This is a genomic window from Pseudomonas sp. LH21 (genome assembly GCF_036549575.1).
Taxonomy (GTDB): domain Bacteria; phylum Pseudomonadota; class Gammaproteobacteria; order Pseudomonadales; family Pseudomonadaceae; genus Aquipseudomonas; species Aquipseudomonas peradeniyensis.
On record NZ_CP144367.1, the window covers coordinates 28688 to 46551 of the forward strand.

Annotated in this window: 21 protein-coding genes; 12 read left to right on the top strand and 9 right to left on the bottom strand. The window is 63.5% G+C overall.

Going from position 1 to position 17864, the window contains the following annotated elements; all coding sequences use genetic code 11:
• Positions 1-1197 (bottom strand): IS256 family transposase, encoded by a 1197-nt coding sequence (locus VUG52_RS00130; RefSeq protein WP_016391483.1) that lies wholly within the window; start codon positions 1195-1197, stop codon positions 1-3.
• 56 nt (positions 1198-1253) lie between these two features.
• Here VUG52_RS00130 and VUG52_RS00135 point away from each other — a divergent pair, with 56 nt between their 5' ends.
• The 4 genes from VUG52_RS00135 to VUG52_RS00150 all read left to right on the top strand — a co-directional run bounded on the left by VUG52_RS00135 (position 1254) and on the right by VUG52_RS00150 (position 3098).
• Complete coding sequence (locus VUG52_RS00135; protein WP_256205946.1) at positions 1254-1520, top strand: hypothetical protein; 267 nt, start codon at positions 1254-1256, stop codon at positions 1518-1520.
• 431 nt (positions 1521-1951) lie between these two features.
• Entirely contained in the window at positions 1952-2263 is a 312-nt protein-coding gene (locus VUG52_RS00140; RefSeq protein ID WP_050703158.1) for a hypothetical protein, read from the top strand.
• Between the two features lie 279 nt (positions 2264-2542).
• On the top strand, positions 2543-2827 hold the full coding sequence (locus tag VUG52_RS00145; RefSeq protein WP_046853585.1) for a type II toxin-antitoxin system Phd/YefM family antitoxin: 285 nt from the start codon (positions 2543-2545) through the stop codon (positions 2825-2827).
• On the top strand, positions 2793-3098 hold the full coding sequence (locus VUG52_RS00150) for a Txe/YoeB family addiction module toxin (protein WP_082337593.1): 306 nt from the start codon (positions 2793-2795) through the stop codon (positions 3096-3098). The genes VUG52_RS00145 and VUG52_RS00150 overlap by 35 nt, the downstream gene beginning before the upstream one ends.
• Before the next feature lie 81 nt (positions 3099-3179).
• Here the strand turns inward: VUG52_RS00150 and VUG52_RS00155 are convergent, their stop codons facing one another.
• Entirely contained in the window at positions 3180-4157 is a 978-nt protein-coding gene (locus VUG52_RS00155; protein WP_050703159.1) for an NADPH:quinone reductase, read from the bottom strand.
• Positions 4158-4289: 132 nt separating this feature from the next.
• On the opposite strand from VUG52_RS00155, the gene hemF reads away from it, so the two are divergent.
• Both hemF and aroE read left to right on the top strand, forming a co-directional pair.
• Entirely contained in the window at positions 4290-5201 is a 912-nt protein-coding gene (gene hemF, locus VUG52_RS00160; protein WP_050703160.1) for an oxygen-dependent coproporphyrinogen oxidase, read from the top strand.
• A gap of 25 nt (positions 5202-5226) precedes the next feature.
• The gene (gene aroE, locus VUG52_RS00165) at positions 5227-6051 is read left to right on the top strand and encodes a shikimate dehydrogenase (RefSeq protein ID WP_186732132.1); all 825 of its coding nucleotides are present in this window, start codon (positions 5227-5229) and stop codon (positions 6049-6051) included.
• A gap of 318 nt (positions 6052-6369) precedes the next feature.
• On the opposite strand, the gene VUG52_RS00170 is transcribed toward aroE, so the two are convergent.
• The 3 genes from VUG52_RS00170 to betC all read right to left on the bottom strand — a co-directional run bounded on the left by VUG52_RS00170 (position 6370) and on the right by betC (position 10554).
• On the bottom strand, positions 6370-7935 hold the full coding sequence (locus VUG52_RS00170) for a SulP family inorganic anion transporter (protein WP_331832325.1): 1566 nt from the start codon (positions 7933-7935) through the stop codon (positions 6370-6372).
• A gap of 163 nt (positions 7936-8098) precedes the next feature.
• Positions 8099-9022: a choline ABC transporter substrate-binding protein gene (gene choX, locus VUG52_RS00175; RefSeq protein ID WP_050703163.1), complete on the bottom strand. Its 924-nt coding sequence runs from the start codon at positions 9020-9022 to the stop codon at positions 8099-8101.
• Positions 9023-9036: 14 nt separating this feature from the next.
• Positions 9037-10554 carry a choline-sulfatase gene (gene betC, locus VUG52_RS00180; RefSeq protein ID WP_262950839.1) on the bottom strand — a complete coding sequence of 506 codons (1518 nt, stop codon included), beginning with the start codon at positions 10552-10554 and terminating at the stop codon, positions 9037-9039.
• A gap of 109 nt (positions 10555-10663) precedes the next feature.
• Between betC and VUG52_RS00185 the strand changes: the two genes are divergently transcribed.
• Both VUG52_RS00185 and VUG52_RS00190 read left to right on the top strand, forming a co-directional pair.
• Complete coding sequence (locus tag VUG52_RS00185; protein WP_262950930.1) at positions 10664-11563, top strand: choline sulfate utilization transcriptional regulator; 900 nt, start codon at positions 10664-10666, stop codon at positions 11561-11563.
• Between the two features lie 159 nt (positions 11564-11722).
• Positions 11723-12055: a DOPA 4,5-dioxygenase family protein gene (locus tag VUG52_RS00190; protein WP_028688720.1), complete on the top strand. Its 333-nt coding sequence runs from the start codon at positions 11723-11725 to the stop codon at positions 12053-12055.
• A 98-nt stretch (positions 12056-12153) separates the two neighbouring features.
• Here VUG52_RS00190 and trpA read toward each other — a convergent pair whose 3' ends face one another.
• Entirely contained in the window at positions 12154-12963 is an 810-nt protein-coding gene (trpA, locus tag VUG52_RS00195; RefSeq protein WP_050703165.1) for a tryptophan synthase subunit alpha, read from the bottom strand.
• Positions 12960-14177: a tryptophan synthase subunit beta gene (gene trpB / locus VUG52_RS00200; protein ID WP_331832326.1), complete on the bottom strand. Its 1218-nt coding sequence runs from the start codon at positions 14175-14177 to the stop codon at positions 12960-12962. The genes trpA and trpB overlap by 4 nt, the downstream gene beginning before the upstream one ends.
• Before the next feature lie 110 nt (positions 14178-14287).
• Between trpB and VUG52_RS00205 the strand changes: the two genes are divergently transcribed.
• The gene (locus VUG52_RS00205) at positions 14288-15184 is read left to right on the top strand and encodes a LysR family transcriptional regulator (RefSeq protein WP_050703166.1); all 897 of its coding nucleotides are present in this window, start codon (positions 14288-14290) and stop codon (positions 15182-15184) included.
• On the opposite strand, the gene VUG52_RS00210 is transcribed toward VUG52_RS00205, so the two are convergent.
• Positions 15181-15504 carry a DUF883 family protein gene (locus VUG52_RS00210; RefSeq protein ID WP_050703167.1) on the bottom strand — a complete coding sequence of 108 codons (324 nt, stop codon included), beginning with the start codon at positions 15502-15504 and terminating at the stop codon, positions 15181-15183. The genes VUG52_RS00205 and VUG52_RS00210 overlap by 4 nt on opposite strands.
• Before the next feature lie 150 nt (positions 15505-15654).
• Between VUG52_RS00210 and VUG52_RS00215 the strand changes: the two genes are divergently transcribed.
• Together VUG52_RS00215 and VUG52_RS00220 are read left to right on the top strand one after the other, a co-directional pair.
• A complete protein-coding gene (locus tag VUG52_RS00215) occupies positions 15655-15870 on the top strand; it encodes a dodecin (protein ID WP_011531496.1) in 216 nt (71 codons plus the stop codon).
• Positions 15871-15972: 102 nt separating this feature from the next.
• Positions 15973-16194, top strand: a complete 222-nt coding sequence (locus tag VUG52_RS00220; protein WP_050703168.1) for a DUF1161 domain-containing protein — start codon at positions 15973-15975, stop codon at positions 16192-16194.
• Between the two features lie 75 nt (positions 16195-16269).
• On the opposite strand, the gene VUG52_RS00225 is transcribed toward VUG52_RS00220, so the two are convergent.
• Positions 16270-17274 (bottom strand): LLM class flavin-dependent oxidoreductase, encoded by a 1005-nt coding sequence (locus tag VUG52_RS00225; RefSeq protein ID WP_050703169.1) that lies wholly within the window; start codon positions 17272-17274, stop codon positions 16270-16272.
• Positions 17275-17426: 152 nt separating this feature from the next.
• On the opposite strand from VUG52_RS00225, the gene VUG52_RS00230 reads away from it, so the two are divergent.
• Positions 17427-17852 (top strand): OsmC family protein, encoded by a 426-nt coding sequence (locus VUG52_RS00230; RefSeq protein ID WP_331832327.1) that lies wholly within the window; start codon positions 17427-17429, stop codon positions 17850-17852.
• Positions 17853-17864 lie beyond the last annotated feature (12 nt).

Below are 17864 nucleotides of genomic sequence, written 5' to 3' on the forward strand. Positions count from 1 at the left end.
TTAGTTGATCACGGCCGACAGCTTGGCCTGTGGATTATCGCTGACTGCCTCGAAGGCCTCCAACTGCATATACCGCCGTTGCAGGCACCACTCGTCGTTCTGCTCCAGCAGCATCGCGCCTACCAGCCGTGTGATTGCAGGGTCGTTGGGAAAGATGCCCACGACGTCGGTGCGACGTTTGATTTCAGCGTTGAGCCGTTCCAGTGGATTGGTGCTGTGCAACTGCTGACGGTGCGCTTTTGGAAACGCCATGTGCGCCAGCACTTCATCCTCGCAGCCGTCCATGAGCGTCGCGATCTTGGGGTACTTTTCGCGCAACTGATCGGCGACCAGGCGCCACTGCTGATGACATTCGGCACGGCTGTCCTGGGCGAAAACCGTGCGCAGAAGCGCTGCCACCATGGTGCGCTGACCCTTGCCGACATGGGCCATGGCGTTACGCATGAAATGCACGCGGCAGCGCTGCCAGGTCGCGTTGAAGACCTTGGAGACAGCCGCCTTGAGCCCCTCGTGGGCATCGGAGATGACCAACTTCACTCCACGTAAGCCACGCCGCATCAGGCTTCGCAGGAAGTCCGTCCAGAACGGCTCGGCTTCTGATGGGCCAACACGCATGCCCAGGACTTCACGGCCACCATCGGTGTTCACGGCCACAGCGATTATTACGGCGACCGAGACGATGCGCCCGGCCTCCCGCACTTTGACGTAGGTGGCATCTATCCAGAGATAGGGCCAGTCGCCTTCAAGCGGTCGGTCAAGGAAGGCGTGAACGCGCTCATCGATCTCACCAGCCAGCCGTGACACTTGGCTTTTGGAGATGCCGGTCATGCCCATGGCCTTGACCAGCTCGTCCACCGAACGCGTTGAAACGCCCTGAATGTAAGCTTCTTGGATCACCGCTGCCATGGCCTTCTCGGCGGTACGTCGAGGCTCGAGAAAGCCAGGAAAGTAGCTGCCCTGGCGCAGCTTCGGGATCTTCAGGTCAACGTCACCGGCGCGGGTTTGCCAGAGGCGATCACGGTAGCCATTGCGGCTGTTTGTCCGGTCTGGGCTTTTGACATCGAAGCCGGCGCCGCACAGGCCTTCGACATCGAACTCCATCATGCGCTGGGCAACGAACTGGATCATTTGCTTGAGCAGATCAGCGTCTGCCCCTTTCTCAACCAACTCGGTCAATGCGATAGTGGGCTTGGTCATCGTGGTTTCTCTGGTGAAGGTTAAGTCCGCAAACTCAACGTTAGCCAAGAACCACGATGACCATCCTCTTTCGCCCGCAGGGCGCCTTCGGCTGGTTCAGTTACACCACTTCCTGGGACACGATCCACATGACTGCTCTTCGCAGCACGATTGGCCGAAATGATGGCTATGGCAATGAAATCTATGATGAGGCGATTTTTGAACTGACGGCCCGCAAGCCCAAGGCGGAGCTCTATTCCATCGTGCCTAAAGGCGATAGAAACAAGCCCAAAAATAATGGCCGCTTAAGCGGCCAAAGGGTAAGGATGCACTCGCCCGGATAACTTGAAACTCAACCGGCGCACCAGCACAACCTCAGGGAGAAAGGCTACGCCTCAGAGCCGGCACGGTCAAGCGAGGCCCTACCCCCCGCGTGTCGCTCCCACAGGGATTCTCTGCACCCTCAGGACTTTCTGATTTTTCCTCCCAAGGCTGCCCATCTCGCATTCAGAGAAATATCCTACGCAGTCTGTCGACTGCCATTACCTTCTCAGTGGGAACGCTTGCCTCTAGGCTCCAAACCGTCGCCGAATAACTTGGCGATCGGGTGTGGTAGCCCGGGTATTCGATTCCCCATGTCAGTCCATGGCGGCTGTGCGTGGGAGGCTTTCGAGCCTGCCTGGTTTGGGAATCGCCCGGGTCTACCACCTCGCGTACAGTCGCCACCCAATTCGCGTGGTAGCGGGGCCGGTGGTTTTTTAAGGAGCGAATTCCCATGACTAGAAAGCTTGTTCCCGATCCACCACTCCCAAATACCACAACCCACCCCTTCGGCCGCTGCGACGCCGGCCACCCTCCACTCTTCACTGTAAACCCCAACATCGAAGCCCACGACGCCCTGGTACACGTCGCGCTCTACCTGCGCTGTGCCTATGACACCGGCATCAAGGCCCTCGACCACCTACGCGATGAGGGACGAGGCATGTATTGGTCGAGCCTGCATTCGCTGGAAATGGCGGAGGGGTTGGTGGAGGCGATGCTCGATGGCATCGAGTCGGCGCCAGCGGCGAAGAAGCCCACCGGCTGAACTGACGCAATCGCGGGGCAAGCACGCTCCCACGCCGATCTCTGGTCATGGCATGGGAGAGGACTTGCCCCGCGATGAAATAGAAACTGGGAAATACCCTACGTGTCACACCGATCCAATCACGTTCCCGCTGAAGGTTTGGGCCGGTAATCTCCCTTTGCTTTGCGCAGCACTCCATCCCGAGTGATGAAGACGCCGACGGCGGGTCGTTGAGATTTGTACACAGCTTTGTACAATGTTCGCTCAGCTCTCCTTTGTAATCCGGGAAGGATTGGACAAATGCATGTACTGACTTTTAGCCAAGCTCGCGCCGACCTGAAGCAAACGATGGATGACGTATGCCGCGACCACGAGCCGGCGATCATCACGCGCCAACGTGGCGAGCCGGTGGTCATGCTGTCCCTGGAGGATTACAACGGCATGCAGGAGACCCTTTACTTGCTAGGGTCTTCTGCCAACGCAAGGCGCTTGCGTTCATCAGTCGAGCAGCTGCGGTCGGGTCAGCCAGTTACTCAAGAGCTGATCATCGATGAACATGAAGTCAAAGCAACGCAACAAGACTGAGGCTCGGAATTCCGTGAGCGTTGCGTTCACTGCCGAGGGATGGGAAGACTATCACCACTGGCGGGAAGCTGATTCGGCGATCTTCGAGACGGTCAATGTGCTGATCCGCGAGTGCTGCCGTACACCCTTCAAAGGGACTGGTAAACCTGAGCCGCTCAAGGGCGATCTTTCCGGGTTCTGGTCTCGTCGCATCACCCGAGAGCACCGTCTGGTCTACTTCTATGAAGGTGGCCAGTTGACTGTACTTCAATGTCGGTTCCACTACGACTGAGAAATCGCATCGCTGGGCAAGCCCACTCCCACGCGGGTCTCTGATATGGCGTGGGAGCGGGCTTGCCCCGCGATAGAGCCATCAAGGCAGAAGCACAGTCGAGCCAACGGTCCGCCGGGCCGACAACTCCGCCTGCGCCTTGGCCGCCTCACTCAACGGATACCGCTGCTGGATATCCACAACCAGCTTGCCGCTGGCGATCATCGCGAACAGATCATCGGCCATGGCCTGGGTGTTCTCGGCATTGTTGGCGTAGCTCCCCAGCGTCGGCCGGGTGACATACAACGACCCCTTCTGCGACAGGATCCCCAAGTTGACCCCGGTTACCGCGCCGGAGGCATTGCCGAAGCTCACCATCAACCCTCGCGGCCTCAGGCAATCCAGCGAGGTCAACCAGGTATCCGCCCCCACGCCGTCATACACCACCGCGCACTTTTGACCGTCTGTCAGCTCCAGCACGCGCTTGGCCACGTCTTCATGGCTGTAGTCGATGGTCGCCCAGGCACCGAGGGCCTTGGCCCGTTCGGCTTTCTCAGCAGAGCTGACGGTACCGATCAGCTTCGCGCCCAGGGCCTTGGCCCACTGGCACGCCAGCGAGCCCACACCACCGGCGGCGGCATGGAACAGCACGAAGTCCCCCGGCTGCAGGGCATAGGTCTGCTTGAGCAAATACTGCGTGGTCAGCCCCTTGAGCATCACCGCCGCCGCCTGTTCGAAGCTGATCGCCTCCGGCAGCTTCACCAGGTTGGCCTCCGGCAGCGTATGCACCTCGCTGTAGGCCCCCAGCGGCCCACCGGCATAGGCCACGCGGTCGCCGACCTTGATCCGGCTGACGCCCTCGCCCACCGCCTCGACCACACCGGCCGCTTCGGTACCCAGCCCGGAAGGCAGTGCAGGCGGCGCATACAGCCCGCTGCGGAAATAGGTGTCGATGAAATTCAAGCCGATTGCATGGTTACGCACCCGCACGTGCTGCGGGCCGGGCGGTGCCGGGTCGAACTCCACCAGCTGCAGGACTTCCGGGCCGCCATGCTGGCTGAACTGGATACGCTTGGCCATCACACACTCCTGTCGTCGAGGGTCGCAAAGGCCTTCTATCGGACGCCTTTGCTTGACCGCCGTCAACTGCGACGCGGCGTCGGCCGGTGGTATGCTACGCGGCGAATTTTCCCGCTCCTTCCAGGTGACCCGATGACCAGCCGCACCGAGGCCGTAAAAGCCTACCTGCTCGACCTGCAAGACCGCATCTGCTCTGCCCTCGAAACCGAAGACGGCGGCGCCCGCTTCGTCGAGGATGCCTGGGTGCGCGATGCCGGTGGCGGCGGTCGCACGCGGGTGATCGGCGAGGGCAAGGTGATCGAGAAAGGCGGGGTGAACTTCTCCCACGTGTTCGGCGCCGGCCTGCCGCCGTCGGCCAGTGCCCACCGCCCGGAGCTGGCGGGCCGTGGCTTCGAGGCCCTGGGCGTGTCGCTGGTGATCCACCCGCACAACCCGCACGTACCGACTTCCCACGCCAACGTGCGCTTTTTCATCGCCGAGAAGGAAGGTGAAGAGGCGGTATGGTGGTTCGGCGGCGGCTTCGACCTGACCCCGTACTACGGCTTTGATGAAGACTGCGTGCACTGGCACCGCGTCGCCGAGCAGGCCTGCGCGCCTTTCGGCGCCGACGTCTACCCGCGCTACAAGGCCTGGTGCGACCGCTACTTCCACCTCAAGCACCGCGGCGAGCCGCGCGGCATCGGCGGCCTGTTCTTCGACGATCTGAACGAGTGGGACTTCGACACCTGCTTCGCCTTCATGCGCGCCATCGGCGACGCCTACGTCGATGCCTACCTGCCGATCATCCAGCGCCGTAAGGACACGCCGTACACTGCCAAGCAGCGTGAATTCCAGGAATACCGCCGTGGCCGCTACGTCGAGTTCAACCTGGTCTACGACCGTGGCACGCTGTTCGGTTTGCAGTCGGGCGGTCGTACCGAGTCGATCCTGATGTCGCTGCCGCCGCAGGTGCGTTGGGGCTACGATTGGAAAGCCGAGCCGGGCAGCGAAGAAGCGCGCCTGACCGAATACTTCCTGCAGGACCGCGACTGGCTCGCCCAGTAAGCCTGTGGATAACCGAGGAGCTCCCATGGACCAGTACGTCGTATTCGGCAACCCCATCGGCCATAGCAAGTCGCCGCTGATCCACCGCCTGTTCGCCGACCAGACCGGCCAGGACCTGGAGTACGCCACCCTGCTGGCGCCTCTGGACGAGTTCAGCGACTGCGCCACAGGCTTCTTCAAGCAAGGTAGCGGCGCCAACGTCACCGTGCCATTCAAGGAAGAGGCTTATCGTCTGTGCGACAGCCTCACCCCGCGTGCGCAACGTGCTGGCGCGGTGAACACCCTGACCAAGCTGGCCGACGGTACCTTGCAAGGCGACAACACCGACGGCGCCGGGCTGGTGCGTGACCTTACGGTGAACGCCGGGGTGACCTTGGCTGGCAAGCGCATCCTTATCCTTGGCGCTGGCGGTGCTGTTCGGGGTGTGCTTGAGCCGATCCTGGCGCACAAGCCGCAATCGCTGGTGATCGCCAACCGTACCGTCGAGAAAGCCGAGCAGCTGGCGCGGGAGTTCGATGAGCTGGGGCCGGTGGTGGCCAGTGGTTTCAGTTGGTTGCAGGAGCCGGTGGACGTGATCATCAACGCTACTTCTGCGAGCTTGTCTGGCGAACTGCCGCCGATTGCCGACAGCCTGGTCGAGGCGGGGCGCACCGTCTGCTACGACATGATGTATGGCAAGGAGCCGACACCGTTCTGCCAGTGGGCCAGCAAGCTGGGGGCGGCCAAGGTGCTGGATGGGCTGGGGATGCTGGCCGAGCAGGCGGCCGAGGCGTTCTTTATCTGGCGTGGGGTGCGTCCGGACACGGCGCCTGTGTTGGATGAGCTACGTCGTCAACTGGCGCGCAGTTGACGTCGGAGCTCTGTCGGATGAATTGGCGCTCCAGTTCGACCTGCTGTTGGTAGTGAGCGAGTTTTGCTGCGGATTGCGTTATGCCGGTGTAGGGATCGCGCGCTGTCATATCGCTTTCCAGCCGGGCGATACGTGCCTGTGCATCTGTAACGCTCCAGCAGTTGTCCACAGCGCTGCTGCTTGGAGCGGCTAGTAATGGCACGAGTGCCAGTGCGAGATGAACGCAACTACTCATGGCGTGCTCCGCAGTGAATGAGCGTTGTTTACTCTTTCATCGCCTGCACGCTGTTCGCAACTGACAGAAATACCAGTTGACCGTCAGCCCTCGAAGCGAATCGGGCAACTCGCCATGCCTTCCAGCTTCTGCAGTTCCTCGATCACCTGCGGCCTTGCCCGCTGCAACGTCAGGCTCCCGCCATTGCGCATCAACCGCCGCGCTTCGCGGTGCAACATATCCACACCCGAATAATCGATGAAGTTCACCTGTCGCGCATCGATCACCACATGCGGCCCCTGGCAGCGCTGCAAGCGCAGCTGCAGGTAATGCGCCGCGCCGAAGAAGATCGACCCGCCCACCCGCAACACGTCCGCCTCCCCTTCCCGGCTCTGCTGTACTCGCGGCCTCGAGGTGCGCTTGAGGTAGAAGAACAGCGATGCCAGCACCCCGGCGTAGATCGCCGTCTGCAGCTCCAGCAGCAGGGTCGCGGCGGCGGTCAGCGCCATCACCAGGAACTCCGAGCGGCTGACCCGGAACAGCGCACGGATGCCACGATGGTCCACCAGCCCCCAGCAGATCAGCAGGATGCTGCCCGCCATCGCCGGGATCGGCAGATGGGCGATCAGCCCGGCCCCCGCCACCGCGAACAGCGCCACCCACAGCGCCGAGAACACCCCGGCCAATGGCGAGCGGGCCCCTGCGTCGTAGCTGAGCCCGGAGCGGGTAAAGGAGCCGGAGGACAGGTAGCCGGAGAACAATGCCCCGACGATGTTCGACAAGCCCTGGGCGCGGATCTCCTGGTTGGCGTCGATCAGTTGCTCGGAACGTGCGGACAGGGAACGGGCGATGGACAGGCTGGTGACCAGCCCGAGCATGCCGACAGCCACGGCACTGGGCAGCAGGCGCAGGATCAGTTCCACATCGAGTAACGGCAGTGGGCTGAGCGGTGGCAACTGGCCGACGAAAGCGGGCACGCGCGGCACATGGCCGAACACGCTGGGCAACAGCCAGGCCGCCAGGCTCACCAGCAGCAGACTTATCAACAGGCCCGGCCAGCGTGGACGCCACAGCTTCAACAGCACGCCAATCGCCAGGGTGCTCAGTCCCAGAACCAGCGATGGCATGTCCACCTCGCCAACATGCCCAGCGAGTTCCTGCACGGTCTTCAGAGCCGTGGCCTGGCTAGGCAGGTCCAGGCCCAGCAGGTTGGGAAATTGCCCCAGGGCGATGACGGCGGCGGCACCGAGGGTGAAGCCCAGCACCACCGAATGGGAGACGAAGTTGACCAGCGCGCCGAAGCGCAGCAGCCCCAGCATTAGCTGGAAAACGCCGCCGAGGAAGGTCAGCAGCAGCACCAGGGTCACGTAGTCGTCGCTGCCGGCGACGGCCAGCGGGCTGATGCTGGCATAGAGGACGATGGAAATGGCGGCGGTGGGGCCACAGATCAGGTGCCAGGACGAGCCCCACAGGCAGGCCACCAGCACCGGCACGATGGCGGCGTACAGGCCGTACTCGGCGGGCAGGCCGGCGATCAGGGCGTAGGCGATCGATTGCGGCAAGGCGAGGATGGCGCCGCTCAGGCCCACCAGCAGGTCCTGGCGCAGGCTACGGCCTGACTGGCGGGGGAGCCAGGTGAGGAAGGGCAGCAGGTGGTGGAGACGAGGCATGCGTCATTCCTGTTCAGTATCGCAGGCGAGGGCGTTGCCCTCGTTTCGCGACACAAGGCCGCTCCTACAGAAAAGCGCGAACTCCTGTAGGAGCGGCCTTGCCGAGGCGTCGGACCGGCCGGAAAGGGCCGCAAAGCGGCCCCAGCAGCCTAACAGACAAAAATCAGAGTTTGGCTTTGACCGTTTCTGCTGCATCCCCGCCAGCTTTGGTGGTCACCCCTGCAAGCCAGGCATCCAGGACCTGTGGATGAGCCTTCACCCACCTCCTGGCCGCTTCATCAAAGCTCACCTTCTTGTCCACAACCTCGGCCATGATGCTGTTCTCCATGTCCAGCGTGAACGTCAGGTTGCCCAGCAACTTCGCCGCATTCGGGCACGCCTGTGGATATCCCTTGCGGGTCAGCGTGTACACATCGCCTTTGCTGCCAAACCATTTTTCGCCACCCGTGAGGTAATGCATCTTCAACTTCACGTTCATCGGGTGCGGGGTCCAGCCCAGGAAGGTGATGAACTGCTGCTTCTTCACCGCCCGATCCACCTGGGCCAGCATCGCCTGTTCGCTGGACTCGACCAGCTTCCACTGGCCAAGCGCGAAGTCGTTCTTGTCGATGATCTCCTTCAGCGACAGGTTGGCCGGCGCGCCGGAGCCGATGCCGTAGAGCTTCTTGTCGAATTTGTCGGCGTGCTTGTGCAGGTCGGCGAAGTCCTTCACGCCGGCCTCCCACACATAATCGGGCACCGCCAGGGTGAATTCGGTGCCCTCCAGGTTGCGCGCCAGCTGCTGCACGTCGCCATTGGCGATGAACTTGTCATGAAAGCCCTGCTGCGCCGGCATCCAGTTGCCGAGGAAGGCATCCACCCGGCCATCCTTCAGGCCACCATAGATGATCGGCACGGCCAGGCTGTCGATCTTCACCTGGTAGCCCAGGCTTTCCAGAAGCAGGCGGGCGACGGCGTTGGTGCTGGCGATATCGCTCCAGCCGGGGTCGGCCAGTTTCACGGTGCTGCATTGCGCGTCGCCGTCGGCGGCGTGGGCCGTGCCCAGGCTCAGGGCCAGGGCGAGCACGGCGGTGGAGAACTTCTGCATGGCGGCCTCTCTTCTCAATCCAGGGGGGCGGGCTGTGGATAACGTGCCTTGCGCTCGAGGTCGTCGAGATCGATGTGGTTGCGCATGTACTGTTGGCTGGCGTCCACCAGCGGTTGGTGGTCCCAGCTTTTCAGCGTGCCGATGGACAGCGCCTCGGCCACCAGACGGCGGCGGCGCTGGCTGGCCAGCACCTGCTGGCGCAGGCTGGGGATATCCCAGCGCAGCTTCGCTTCATCGACAAATGCCTGCAGCAGCGCCTGGTGGTCGGGGCTGCCGGTGAGGTTCTCCCGCTCGTGCGGGTCGCGGCTCAGGTCGTAGAGTAAACAGGGGTCGTCCTCGCTGTACACGAACTTGTACGCGCCGCGGCGGATCATCATCAGCGGGCCGACGGTACCTTCGGCCATGTATTCGCCGATCACCTCGTCATGACCGCCCTGCCCTTGCAGATGGCCGAGCAGTGAGCGACCGTCCAGGTGCAGGCTTTTATCCACAGCGCCGCCGGCCAGTTCGACAAGCGTCGGCAGCAGGTCGCAGGTGGAAACGTTGGCGCTGATGCGCGCAGGATCGAAGTGCCTGGGCGCGTGGATCAGCAGCGGTACCCGCGCCGACATCTCGAACCAGTGCATCTTGTACCAGAGCCCCCGCTCGCCAAGCATGTCGCCGTGGTCGCCGGAGAAGACGATCAGGGTGTCGTCGGCCAGGCCGCAGTCTTCCAGCGTCTGCACAAGCAGGCCGATATTGTCGTCGATGTAGCTGCAGGCACCGAAGTAGGCGCGGCGGGCATCGCGGATCTTGTCTACGGGCAGCGGCTTGTCCCACAGGTCGTAGACCTTGAGCAGGCGTTGCGAGTGCGGGTCTTGCTGGCTCTGGGCGATCGTGTCGCGGGGCAGCGGGATATCCACCGCCTCGTAGAGATCCCAGTAGCGTTTGGGGATGGTGTACGGATCGTGCGGGTGGGTCATCGACACGGTCAGGCAGAACGGCCGGCCATGGTCTTCGCGCACATGGTCGTAGAGATACTGGCGTGCCTTGAACACCACCTCCTCGTCGAAATCCAGCTGGTTGGTGCGCACGCACGGTCCGGCCTGCAGCACCGAGGACATGTTGTGGTACCAGCTCGGGCGCTCGTCAGGCGCGTCCCAGTTCACCGCCCAGCCATAGTCGGCCGGGTAGATGTCGCTGGTCAGGCGTTCTTCGTAGCCGTGCAGCTGGTCCGGGCCGCAGAAATGCATCTTGCCCGACAGCGCGGTGCGGTAGCCGAGGCGGCGCAGGTAGTGGGCGTAGGTCGGAATGTCGGCGGGGAAGTCGGCGGCGTTGTCGTAGGCGCCGATGCGGCTGGGCAGCTGGCCGCTGACCAGGGTGAAGCGCGAGGGCGCGCACAGCGGGCTGTTGCAATAGGCGGAGTCGAACACCACGGCCTGCTCGGCGAGGCGCGCCAGGTTGGGCATCTTGATCGGCGACGGGCTGTAGATCGGCAACAGCGGCGCGGCCATCTGGTCGGCCATGATGAACAGGATATTGGGTTGCTTCATGGTGCCCTTCCATCGTCGAGAGTTATGGTGAACGCTTGCAATCCAGCATGGTCCTGTGGATAAGGTGGGTAAAGCCCACGTCGGGCAATGACTCGGATTAGCCATGCTTATGTTTGAACACCTTGCCGACCTGTCTCTGGACGCATTGCGTGTGTTCGAGTCCGCCGCGCGCTTGCGTAGCTTCACGGCTGCGGCCGTGGAGCTGGGCACCACCCAGCCGGCGGTCAGCCAGCAGATGAAGCGCCTGGAGGCGCAGTTGGGCACGCGGTTGTTCGACCGGATTTACCGGGGCATCGCGTTGACCGAGGCGGGGTTGCTATTGTTCGAACAGGTGCACCAGGGCTTGCAGGCGATGGACGATGGCGTCGCCCAAGCCAGTGGGCGCGGCCAGCGCGAGGTGCTGCAGGTGGCTACGGACTTCGCCTTTGCGGCGTTCTGGCTGATGCCGCGCTTGCAGCGTTTCCACGACGCTTATCCACAGGTGGACGTGAGCCTGGTGACCGGCGAGCGCAGCCAGGGGATGCTGCGCCCGGACATCGATGTGGCGGTGCTGTTTGGCGATGGGCGCTTCCATCAGGGCGAGAGTCGCTGGTTGTTCGACGAGGAGGTCTTCCCGGTCTGCAGCCCCCGGCTGACTCATGGCAAACCCTTGTCAGCCGAGGCTTTGCAACGATTGCCGTTGTTGCACCTGAAGGGCGAGCAGGCCAGTCGCTGGTTCGATTGGGCGGGGGTGTTTCGTGGTCTTGGCGTGGACAGCCCTCCTCCGTCCGGTCAACTGCGGTTCGACAACTACACCCTGCTGATTCAGGCGGCGATTGCTGGCCAGGGCGTGGCGATCGGCTGGGCGCATCTGGTGGACGGGCTGGTCGAGCAAGGGTTGTTGTGTCGGCCCATGGAAGGCAGTTTGCGATCGGAGCGCGGGTATTACGTGGTGCTGCCGCCGCGCAAACGGCGCGGGGCGTTGATCCAGCGGTTTGTGGATTGGCTGGAGCGGGAGCGCCTCCTGTAGGAGCGGCCTTGTGCCGCGAAAGGGGCGCGAAGCGGCCCCAGATTTCAGCATTCCTGCAACATTGCCGGGGCTGCTTCGCAGCCCTTTCGCGGCACAAGGCCGCTCCTACAGAGATGGCGTAGACTTCCAGGCATGCTTTCAACGCCATCAGGAGCCACTGTGCAAAGGATCAAGGGCTATCACGCCCACGTGTACTACGACGCATCGACCATGGAACAGGCCCGTGAGCTGTGCGAGGAAGCAACGCGGCTGTTTCCCGTGACCATGGGACGCATGCACCAGAAACCGGTTGGGCCGCACCCGGACTGGAGCTGTCAGCTGGCCTTCGGGCCGGAGGTGGTGGGTGTGGTGCTGCCGTGGCTGGCGCTGTATCGCAAGGGACTGGTGGTGTTTCTGCACCCGGAAACCGGGGATGAGCTGGCGGATCACCGCGATCATGCGATCTGGATGGGGGCGATCAGGCCGTTGGATCTGTCGATATTTGGTGCTTGATGCAACGTGGGAGCGGGCTTGGCCCACCACAGCGGCGGTGAGTCCACCATCGTTATCGCGGGGCAAGCCCGCTCCCACAAATACACCTGCTGCGCGGATCAGTTGCGGGCGGCGCGCACGCCTTCGGCCAGCGCCGAGCACAGGCTCAGCACATCCTGCACTGCCTGGCCGGCATCCTTGGCCTGGGCGATCTTGTCGACCAGCGCCGAACCGACCACCACGCCATCAGCCAGACGGGCAATGGCGGCGGCCTGTTCAGGCGTGCGGATACCAAAGCCAACGCTGATCGGCAGATCGGTATGCCGACGCAGGCGGGCAATGGCCTCGGTCACATGCTCGGTGGTTGCCGAACCCGCACCGGTCACACCTGCAACCGACACGTAGTAGACGAACCCGGAGCTGCGCTCCAGCACGCGCGGCAGGCGCGCATCATCAGTGGTCGGGGTGGTCAGGCGGATGAAGTCGATGCCCGCGGCCTGGGCTGGCGTGGCCAGCTCGGCGTCGTGTTCCGGTGGCAGGTCGACGATGATCAGACCATCGACGCCCGCCTCTTTCGCCTCGGCGACGAACTGCTCGACGCCGAAACGGTGGATCGGGTTGTAATACCCCATCAGCACGATGGGCGTGGTCTGGTTATCCACACGGAATTCGCGAACCATCTGCAGGGTCTTGGCCAGGGTCTGGCCGGCTTCCAGGGCGCGCAGGGTGGCGAGCTGGATGGCCACGCCGTCGGCCATCGGGTCGGTGAAGGGCATGCCCAGTTCGATCACGTCGGCACCGGCGGCCGGCAGGCCCTTGAGGATCCGCAGCGAGGCATCGTAGCCCGGGTCGCCGGCGGTGACGAAGGTGACCAGGGCGGAACGGCCTTCGGCCTTCAGTTCGGCGAAGCGTTGTTCGAGACGGCTCATGCCTGTTTCTCCTGGGCGGCCATGTGGTTCATCACGGTTTGCATGTCCTTGTCGCCGCGACCGGACAGGCAGATCACCATCAGGTGGTCCTTCGGCAGTTTCGGCGCGCGCTTGATCGCCTCGGCCAGGGCGTGGGAGCTTTCCAGCGCCGGGATGATGCCCTCCAGGCGGCAGGTGGCGTGGAAGGCGTCGAGGGCCTCGTCGTCGGTAATGCTGACGTACTCCACGCGCTTCACTTCGTGCAGGTAGGCGTGCTCCGGGCCGATGCCGGGGTAGTCGAGGCCTGCGGAGATCGAGTGGGCGTCGGTGATTTGGCCGTCGTCGTCCTGCAGCAGGTAGGTGCGGTTGCCGTGCAGCACGCCCGGTACGCCGCCGTTCAGGCTGGCTGCGTGCTTGTCGGTGTGCACGCCGTGGCCGCCGGCTTCGACGCCGATGATCTGCACGCTGGTATCATCGAGGAAGTCATGGAACAGGCCCATGGCGTTGGAGCCGCCGCCGACACAGGCGATCAGGCTGTCGGGCAGGCGCCCTTCCTTCTCCTGCAGCTGGGCACGGGTTTCCTTGCCGATGATCGACTGGAAGTCGCGGACCATCGCCGGGTACGGGTGCGGGCCTGCCACGGTGCCGATCAGGTAGAAGGTGTCCTCGACGTTGGTGACCCAGTCGCGCAGGGCCTCGTTCATGGCGTCCTTGAGGGTGCCGGTGCCGGCGGTCACCGGGACGATCTCGGCGCCCAGCAACTTCATGCGGAACACGTTGGCCTGCTGGCGCTCGATGTCGGTGGCGCCCATGTAGATCACGCAGGGCAGACCGAAGCGCGCGGCGACGGTGGCGGTGGCCACGCCGTGCATGCCGGCGCCGGTCTCGGCGATCAGGCGCTTCTTGCCCATGCGCTTGGCCAGCAGCACCTGGCCGATGCAGTTGTTCACCTTGTGCGCGCCGGTGTGGTTGAGCTCTTCACGCTTGAAGAAGATCTTCGCGCCGCCGCAGTGCTCGGTCAGGCGCTCGGCGAAATACAGCGGGTTGGGGCGGCCGATGTAGTCGCGCTGGAAGTAGGCCAGTTCTTCGAGGAACTTGGGGTCGGCCTTGGCGGCTTCGTATTCGCGGGCCAGGTCCAGCACCAGGGGCATCAGGGTTTCGGCCACGTAGCGGCCGCCGAACGAGCCGAACAGGCCGTTGGCATCGGGGCCGGCGCGGTATTGGGTCTGGGTCATGGGGCGCTCCAGGGCGTAATGGATGAGTGATGGGCTTTACTCTAACCACGACGCGGCCGGCTGAAAACCGATAAGATTGCGTAAACCTGTCAGGAAAACTCACAAGTTAAATGGCCCAGGACCTTCCCCCCCTTAACGCCCTGCGGGCCTTCGAGGCGACCGCCCGGCTGAACAGTGTCAGCCAGGCTGCCGAGGCACTTCACGTTACCCATGGCGCCGTCAGCCGACAAATCAAGGTGCTCGAGGAGCATCTGGGCGTAGCCCTGTTCGCCAAGGATGGGCGTGGCGTCAAACTCACAGATGCCGGGGTGCGCCTGCGTGATGCCAGCTTTGAGGCGTTCGACCGCTTGCGCAGTGTCTGCGCCGAGCTTTCCCGCGATGCCGACGAAGCGCCCTTCGTGCTCGGCTGTTCCGGCAGCCTGCTGGCGCGCTGGTTCATCCCGCGCCTGGGGCGCTTGAAGGCCGACCTGCCGGAACTGCGCCTGCACTTGTCCGCTGGCGAAGGCGATCTCGATCCTCGCCGCCCGGGGCTGGATGCCCTGCTGGTCTATGCCGAACCGCCATGGCCGGCGGACATGCAGGTGCATGTGCTCGCCCAAGAGCGGATCGGTCCGGTGATGAGCCCGCACTTCGAAGGCTTTGACCGTTTGAAAGCCGCGCCAGCCGTGGCTTTGCAACGAGAGGCAGTGTTGCACACGACCTCGCGGCCACAGGCCTGGCCGACCTGGGCGCAGCAGCATGGCATCGAGCCCGGTGCGTTGAGTTACGGCCAGGCATTCGAGCATTTGTATTACCTGTTGGAAGCGGCGGTGGCCGGCCTTGGCGTAGCCATCGCGCCACAACCGCTGGTGGCGGACGACCTGAAGGCCGGGCGGCTGGCTGCGCCATGGGGCTTCTCCCCGACCCGCGCCGCGTTGGCCCTGTGGGTGCCCCGGCGCGCCGAGCACGGGCGCGCCGAGCAGCTGGCGCAATGGCTGCGCCGGGAGCTGCAGCAGCAGGCGGGCTAGCTGCGCCGGCACATCAGGTAGGCGGCCAGCAGGCCGAGGGCGCCGACTGCCACACCCGCAGTGGTCCAGGGATGTTCCTGGGCGTAGTCACGGGTGGCGACGCCGGTCTGGCGGGTACGGGTTTTCACCTCCTCATAGGCATCGCTGAGCAGGCTGCGCGAATGTTTGAGGGCGTTCTCGGCATTGCCGCGCAGCGCCTTCATGGTCTTGTGGGATTCCTCCGAGGCATCGTGCTTGAGGTGCTCAAGCGTCTTGAGCAGGCTCTCGATCTCGGCTTCCATGCTTTCCAGGGAGGCTTGGCGCAGGGAATTGCGGGGCATAGTGACTCTCCTTCGCGGTATGGGCTGTAAGAAGTGCGACTGCGCGGCGGTGGGAAAGTGCAGTCGAACTTTCTCCTGCGGCGATCGCTCGCAAGTAAACCGGGCTTGCACTGCTAGGCTCAACGGACTACCCAACCAAGGAGAGCACTTATGTCGGATCATCACACCTACAAGAAGATCGAGCTGGTCGGATCCTCCCCCACCAGCATCGAAGAAGCGATCAACAATGCCCTGGCCGAGGCCGGCAAGAGCATCAAGCACCTGGAATGGTTCGAGGTGGTCGATACCCGCGGGCATATCCGCGACAACAAGGCCGCGCACTTCCAGGTGACGCTGAAGGTGGGCTTCCGCATCGCCAACAGCTGAAACGAAGCTGGGCTAGGCTTGCCCGGCCTGATCGGGTAATAAGGTTGCAGGGCGCGAGCTTCGCGCCCTTTTCGTCTTTGATCTGTACAAGGAAAGCGATCGATGAAGAAGTTGATTCTGGCCATGGGGCTGATGGCGTTGGCCGGTGGCGCGCTGGCGGCAGGCAAGCCGTGCGAGGAGCTCAAGGCGGAGATTGCGGCGAAGCTCGATGCCAAGGGGGTGAAGGGTTACAAGCTTACGATCGCCCCCAAGGGTGATCCTGCCGACAAGGTGGTGGGTACCTGCGAGGGTGGGACCAAGGTAATTGCCTATAGCCGTGACTGATTGTGGCTCCATCGCGGGGCAAGCCCGCTCCCACAGAGCGTACCCTGTAGGAGCGGGCTTGCCCCGCGATGACCTTTAACCGGTCTTCAAGGCCTGCGCCATCAGCTCATAGGACCTGATCCGGTCGGCATGCTCGTACAGATCGCTGGTGAAGATCAGCTCATCCGCCCCGGTCTGCTCCAGCAGTACCTCCACCTTCGCCCGCACCTTCTGCGGGCTACCGATCATCGCCAGGCCCAGGAAGCTGCTCACTGCATCGCGCTCATGGGGCAGCCATAGTCCATTCATGCTCTCGACCGGTGGGCGCTGCATCAGGCTCTGGCCACGGATCAGCGCGAGGATGCGCTGGTACACCGACGTCGCCAGGTACTCGGCCTTTTCGTCGGTCTCGGCCACCACCATCGGGATGCCGAGCATCACGTAAGGCTTGTCCAGCGTGGTGGACGGCTTGAAATGGTCGCGGTAGATGCGGATCGCCTCGTGCATGTAGCGTGGCGCGAAGTGCGAGGCGAAGGCGTAGGGCATGCCGCGCATGCCGGCCAGCTGGGCGCTGAACAGGCTGGAGCCGAGCAGCCACATCGGCACCTCGGTGTCATGGCCGGGCACGGCGATCACTTTTTGATCATCTGTACGCGGGCCAAGGTAACGCGACAGTTCCTCGACATCATCGGGGAAGTCGTCGGCACTGCCAGAGCGTTCACGGCGCAGGGCGCGGGCGGTCATCTGGTCGGAACCCGGGGCGCGGCCCAGGCCCAGGTCGATACGCCCCGGGTACAGGCTGGCCAGGGTGCCGAACTGTTCGGCGATCACCAGCGGCGCATGGTTGGGCAGCATCACCCCGCCGGAGCCGATGCGGATGCTCGAGGTGCCACCGGCCAGATAGCCGATCAGCACGGCGGTGGCCGAACTGGCGATGCCGTCCATGTTGTGGTGTTCGGCGACCCAGAAGCGGTTATAGCCGAAGCGCTCGACGTGTCGGGCCAGGTCCAGCGAGTTGCGCAGCGATTGCGCCGGGCCGCCATCGGCGCGCACGGGCACCAGGTCGAGGGTGGAAATCTTCAGGTCTCGCAGGTGCGTCATTGGAGCCTCCGCTTCAGGTGATTGGCCATGGCCTTCTGGACTCTGTATGGGCATATTCGCTGGATTCAATGCCTTCCTGTGGATTGATCTGAACTTGGCGTGGGCTTGGTCCTCAGAACCTTAGACACCCCAACCCTGTGACAGGAGGCAGCATGAAGAAGACAGCATCGGCGGTCTGGCAAGGTGGCCTGAAGGATGGCAAGGGCCAGATCTCCACTGAAAGCGGCGCGCTCAAGCAGGCGCCCTACGGCTTCAACACCCGTTTCGAAGGCACGCCTGGAACCAACCCGGAGGAACTGATCGGCGCTGCCCATGCCGGCTGCTTCTCCATGGCATTGTCGATGATGTTGGGCGAAGCGGGATTCACGCCTGAGCGGATCGACACTCACGCCGAGGTGAGTCTGGACAAGCAGGATGATGGCTTTGCCATCACCGCCGTTCACCTGACCCTCAAGGCCACCGTGCCTGGGGCCAGCGAGGCACAGTTCCAGGAGATCGCCAACAAGGCCAAAGCCGGCTGTCCGGTGTCCAAGGTGCTGAACGCAACCATCAGCCTGGATGCCACACTGCTTTCCTAGGCGTCGCAACGG

What these genes read in the sequence shown, in the direction of transcription:
- VUG52_RS00135 (WP_256205946.1), top strand. Translation starts at nt 1,254, where the DNA reads ATGACCATCCTCTTTCGCCCGCAGGGCGCCTTCGGCTGGTTCAGTTAC.
- VUG52_RS00205 (WP_050703166.1), top strand. Translation starts at nt 14,288, where the DNA reads ATGGCCCAGGACCTTCCCCCCCTTAACGCCCTGCGGGCCTTCGAGGCG.
- VUG52_RS00130 (WP_016391483.1), bottom strand. Translation starts at nt 1,197, where the DNA reads ATGACCAAGCCCACTATCGCATTGACCGAGTTGGTTGAGAAAGGGGCA.
- VUG52_RS00220 (WP_050703168.1), top strand. Translation starts at nt 15,973, where the DNA reads ATGAAGAAGTTGATTCTGGCCATGGGGCTGATGGCGTTGGCCGGTGGC.
- VUG52_RS00155 (WP_050703159.1), bottom strand. Translation starts at nt 4,157, where the DNA reads ATGGCCAAGCGTATCCAGTTCAGCCAGCATGGCGGCCCGGAAGTCCTG.
- trpA (WP_050703165.1), bottom strand. Translation starts at nt 12,963, where the DNA reads ATGAGCCGTCTCGAACAACGCTTCGCCGAACTGAAGGCCGAAGGCCGT.
- VUG52_RS00215 (WP_011531496.1), top strand. Translation starts at nt 15,655, where the DNA reads ATGTCGGATCATCACACCTACAAGAAGATCGAGCTGGTCGGATCCTCC.
- VUG52_RS00140 (WP_050703158.1), top strand. Translation starts at nt 1,952, where the DNA reads ATGACTAGAAAGCTTGTTCCCGATCCACCACTCCCAAATACCACAACC.
- VUG52_RS00225 (WP_050703169.1), bottom strand. Translation starts at nt 17,274, where the DNA reads ATGACGCACCTGCGAGACCTGAAGATTTCCACCCTCGACCTGGTGCCC.
- hemF (WP_050703160.1), top strand. Translation starts at nt 4,290, where the DNA reads ATGACCAGCCGCACCGAGGCCGTAAAAGCCTACCTGCTCGACCTGCAA.
- VUG52_RS00170 (WP_331832325.1), bottom strand. Translation starts at nt 7,935, where the DNA reads ATGCCTCGTCTCCACCACCTGCTGCCCTTCCTCACCTGGCTCCCCCGC.
- betC (WP_262950839.1), bottom strand. Translation starts at nt 10,554, where the DNA reads ATGAAGCAACCCAATATCCTGTTCATCATGGCCGACCAGATGGCCGCG.
- VUG52_RS00210 (WP_050703167.1), bottom strand. Translation starts at nt 15,504, where the DNA reads ATGCCCCGCAATTCCCTGCGCCAAGCCTCCCTGGAAAGCATGGAAGCC.
- trpB (WP_331832326.1), bottom strand. Translation starts at nt 14,177, where the DNA reads ATGACCCAGACCCAATACCGCGCCGGCCCCGATGCCAACGGCCTGTTC.
- VUG52_RS00230 (WP_331832327.1), top strand. Translation starts at nt 17,427, where the DNA reads ATGAAGAAGACAGCATCGGCGGTCTGGCAAGGTGGCCTGAAGGATGGC.
- VUG52_RS00150 (WP_082337593.1), top strand. Translation starts at nt 2,793, where the DNA reads ATGAACATGAAGTCAAAGCAACGCAACAAGACTGAGGCTCGGAATTCC.
- aroE (WP_186732132.1), top strand. Translation starts at nt 5,227, where the DNA reads ATGGACCAGTACGTCGTATTCGGCAACCCCATCGGCCATAGCAAGTCG.
- choX (WP_050703163.1), bottom strand. Translation starts at nt 9,022, where the DNA reads ATGCAGAAGTTCTCCACCGCCGTGCTCGCCCTGGCCCTGAGCCTGGGC.
- VUG52_RS00185 (WP_262950930.1), top strand. Translation starts at nt 10,664, where the DNA reads ATGTTTGAACACCTTGCCGACCTGTCTCTGGACGCATTGCGTGTGTTC.
- VUG52_RS00145 (WP_046853585.1), top strand. Translation starts at nt 2,543, where the DNA reads ATGCATGTACTGACTTTTAGCCAAGCTCGCGCCGACCTGAAGCAAACG.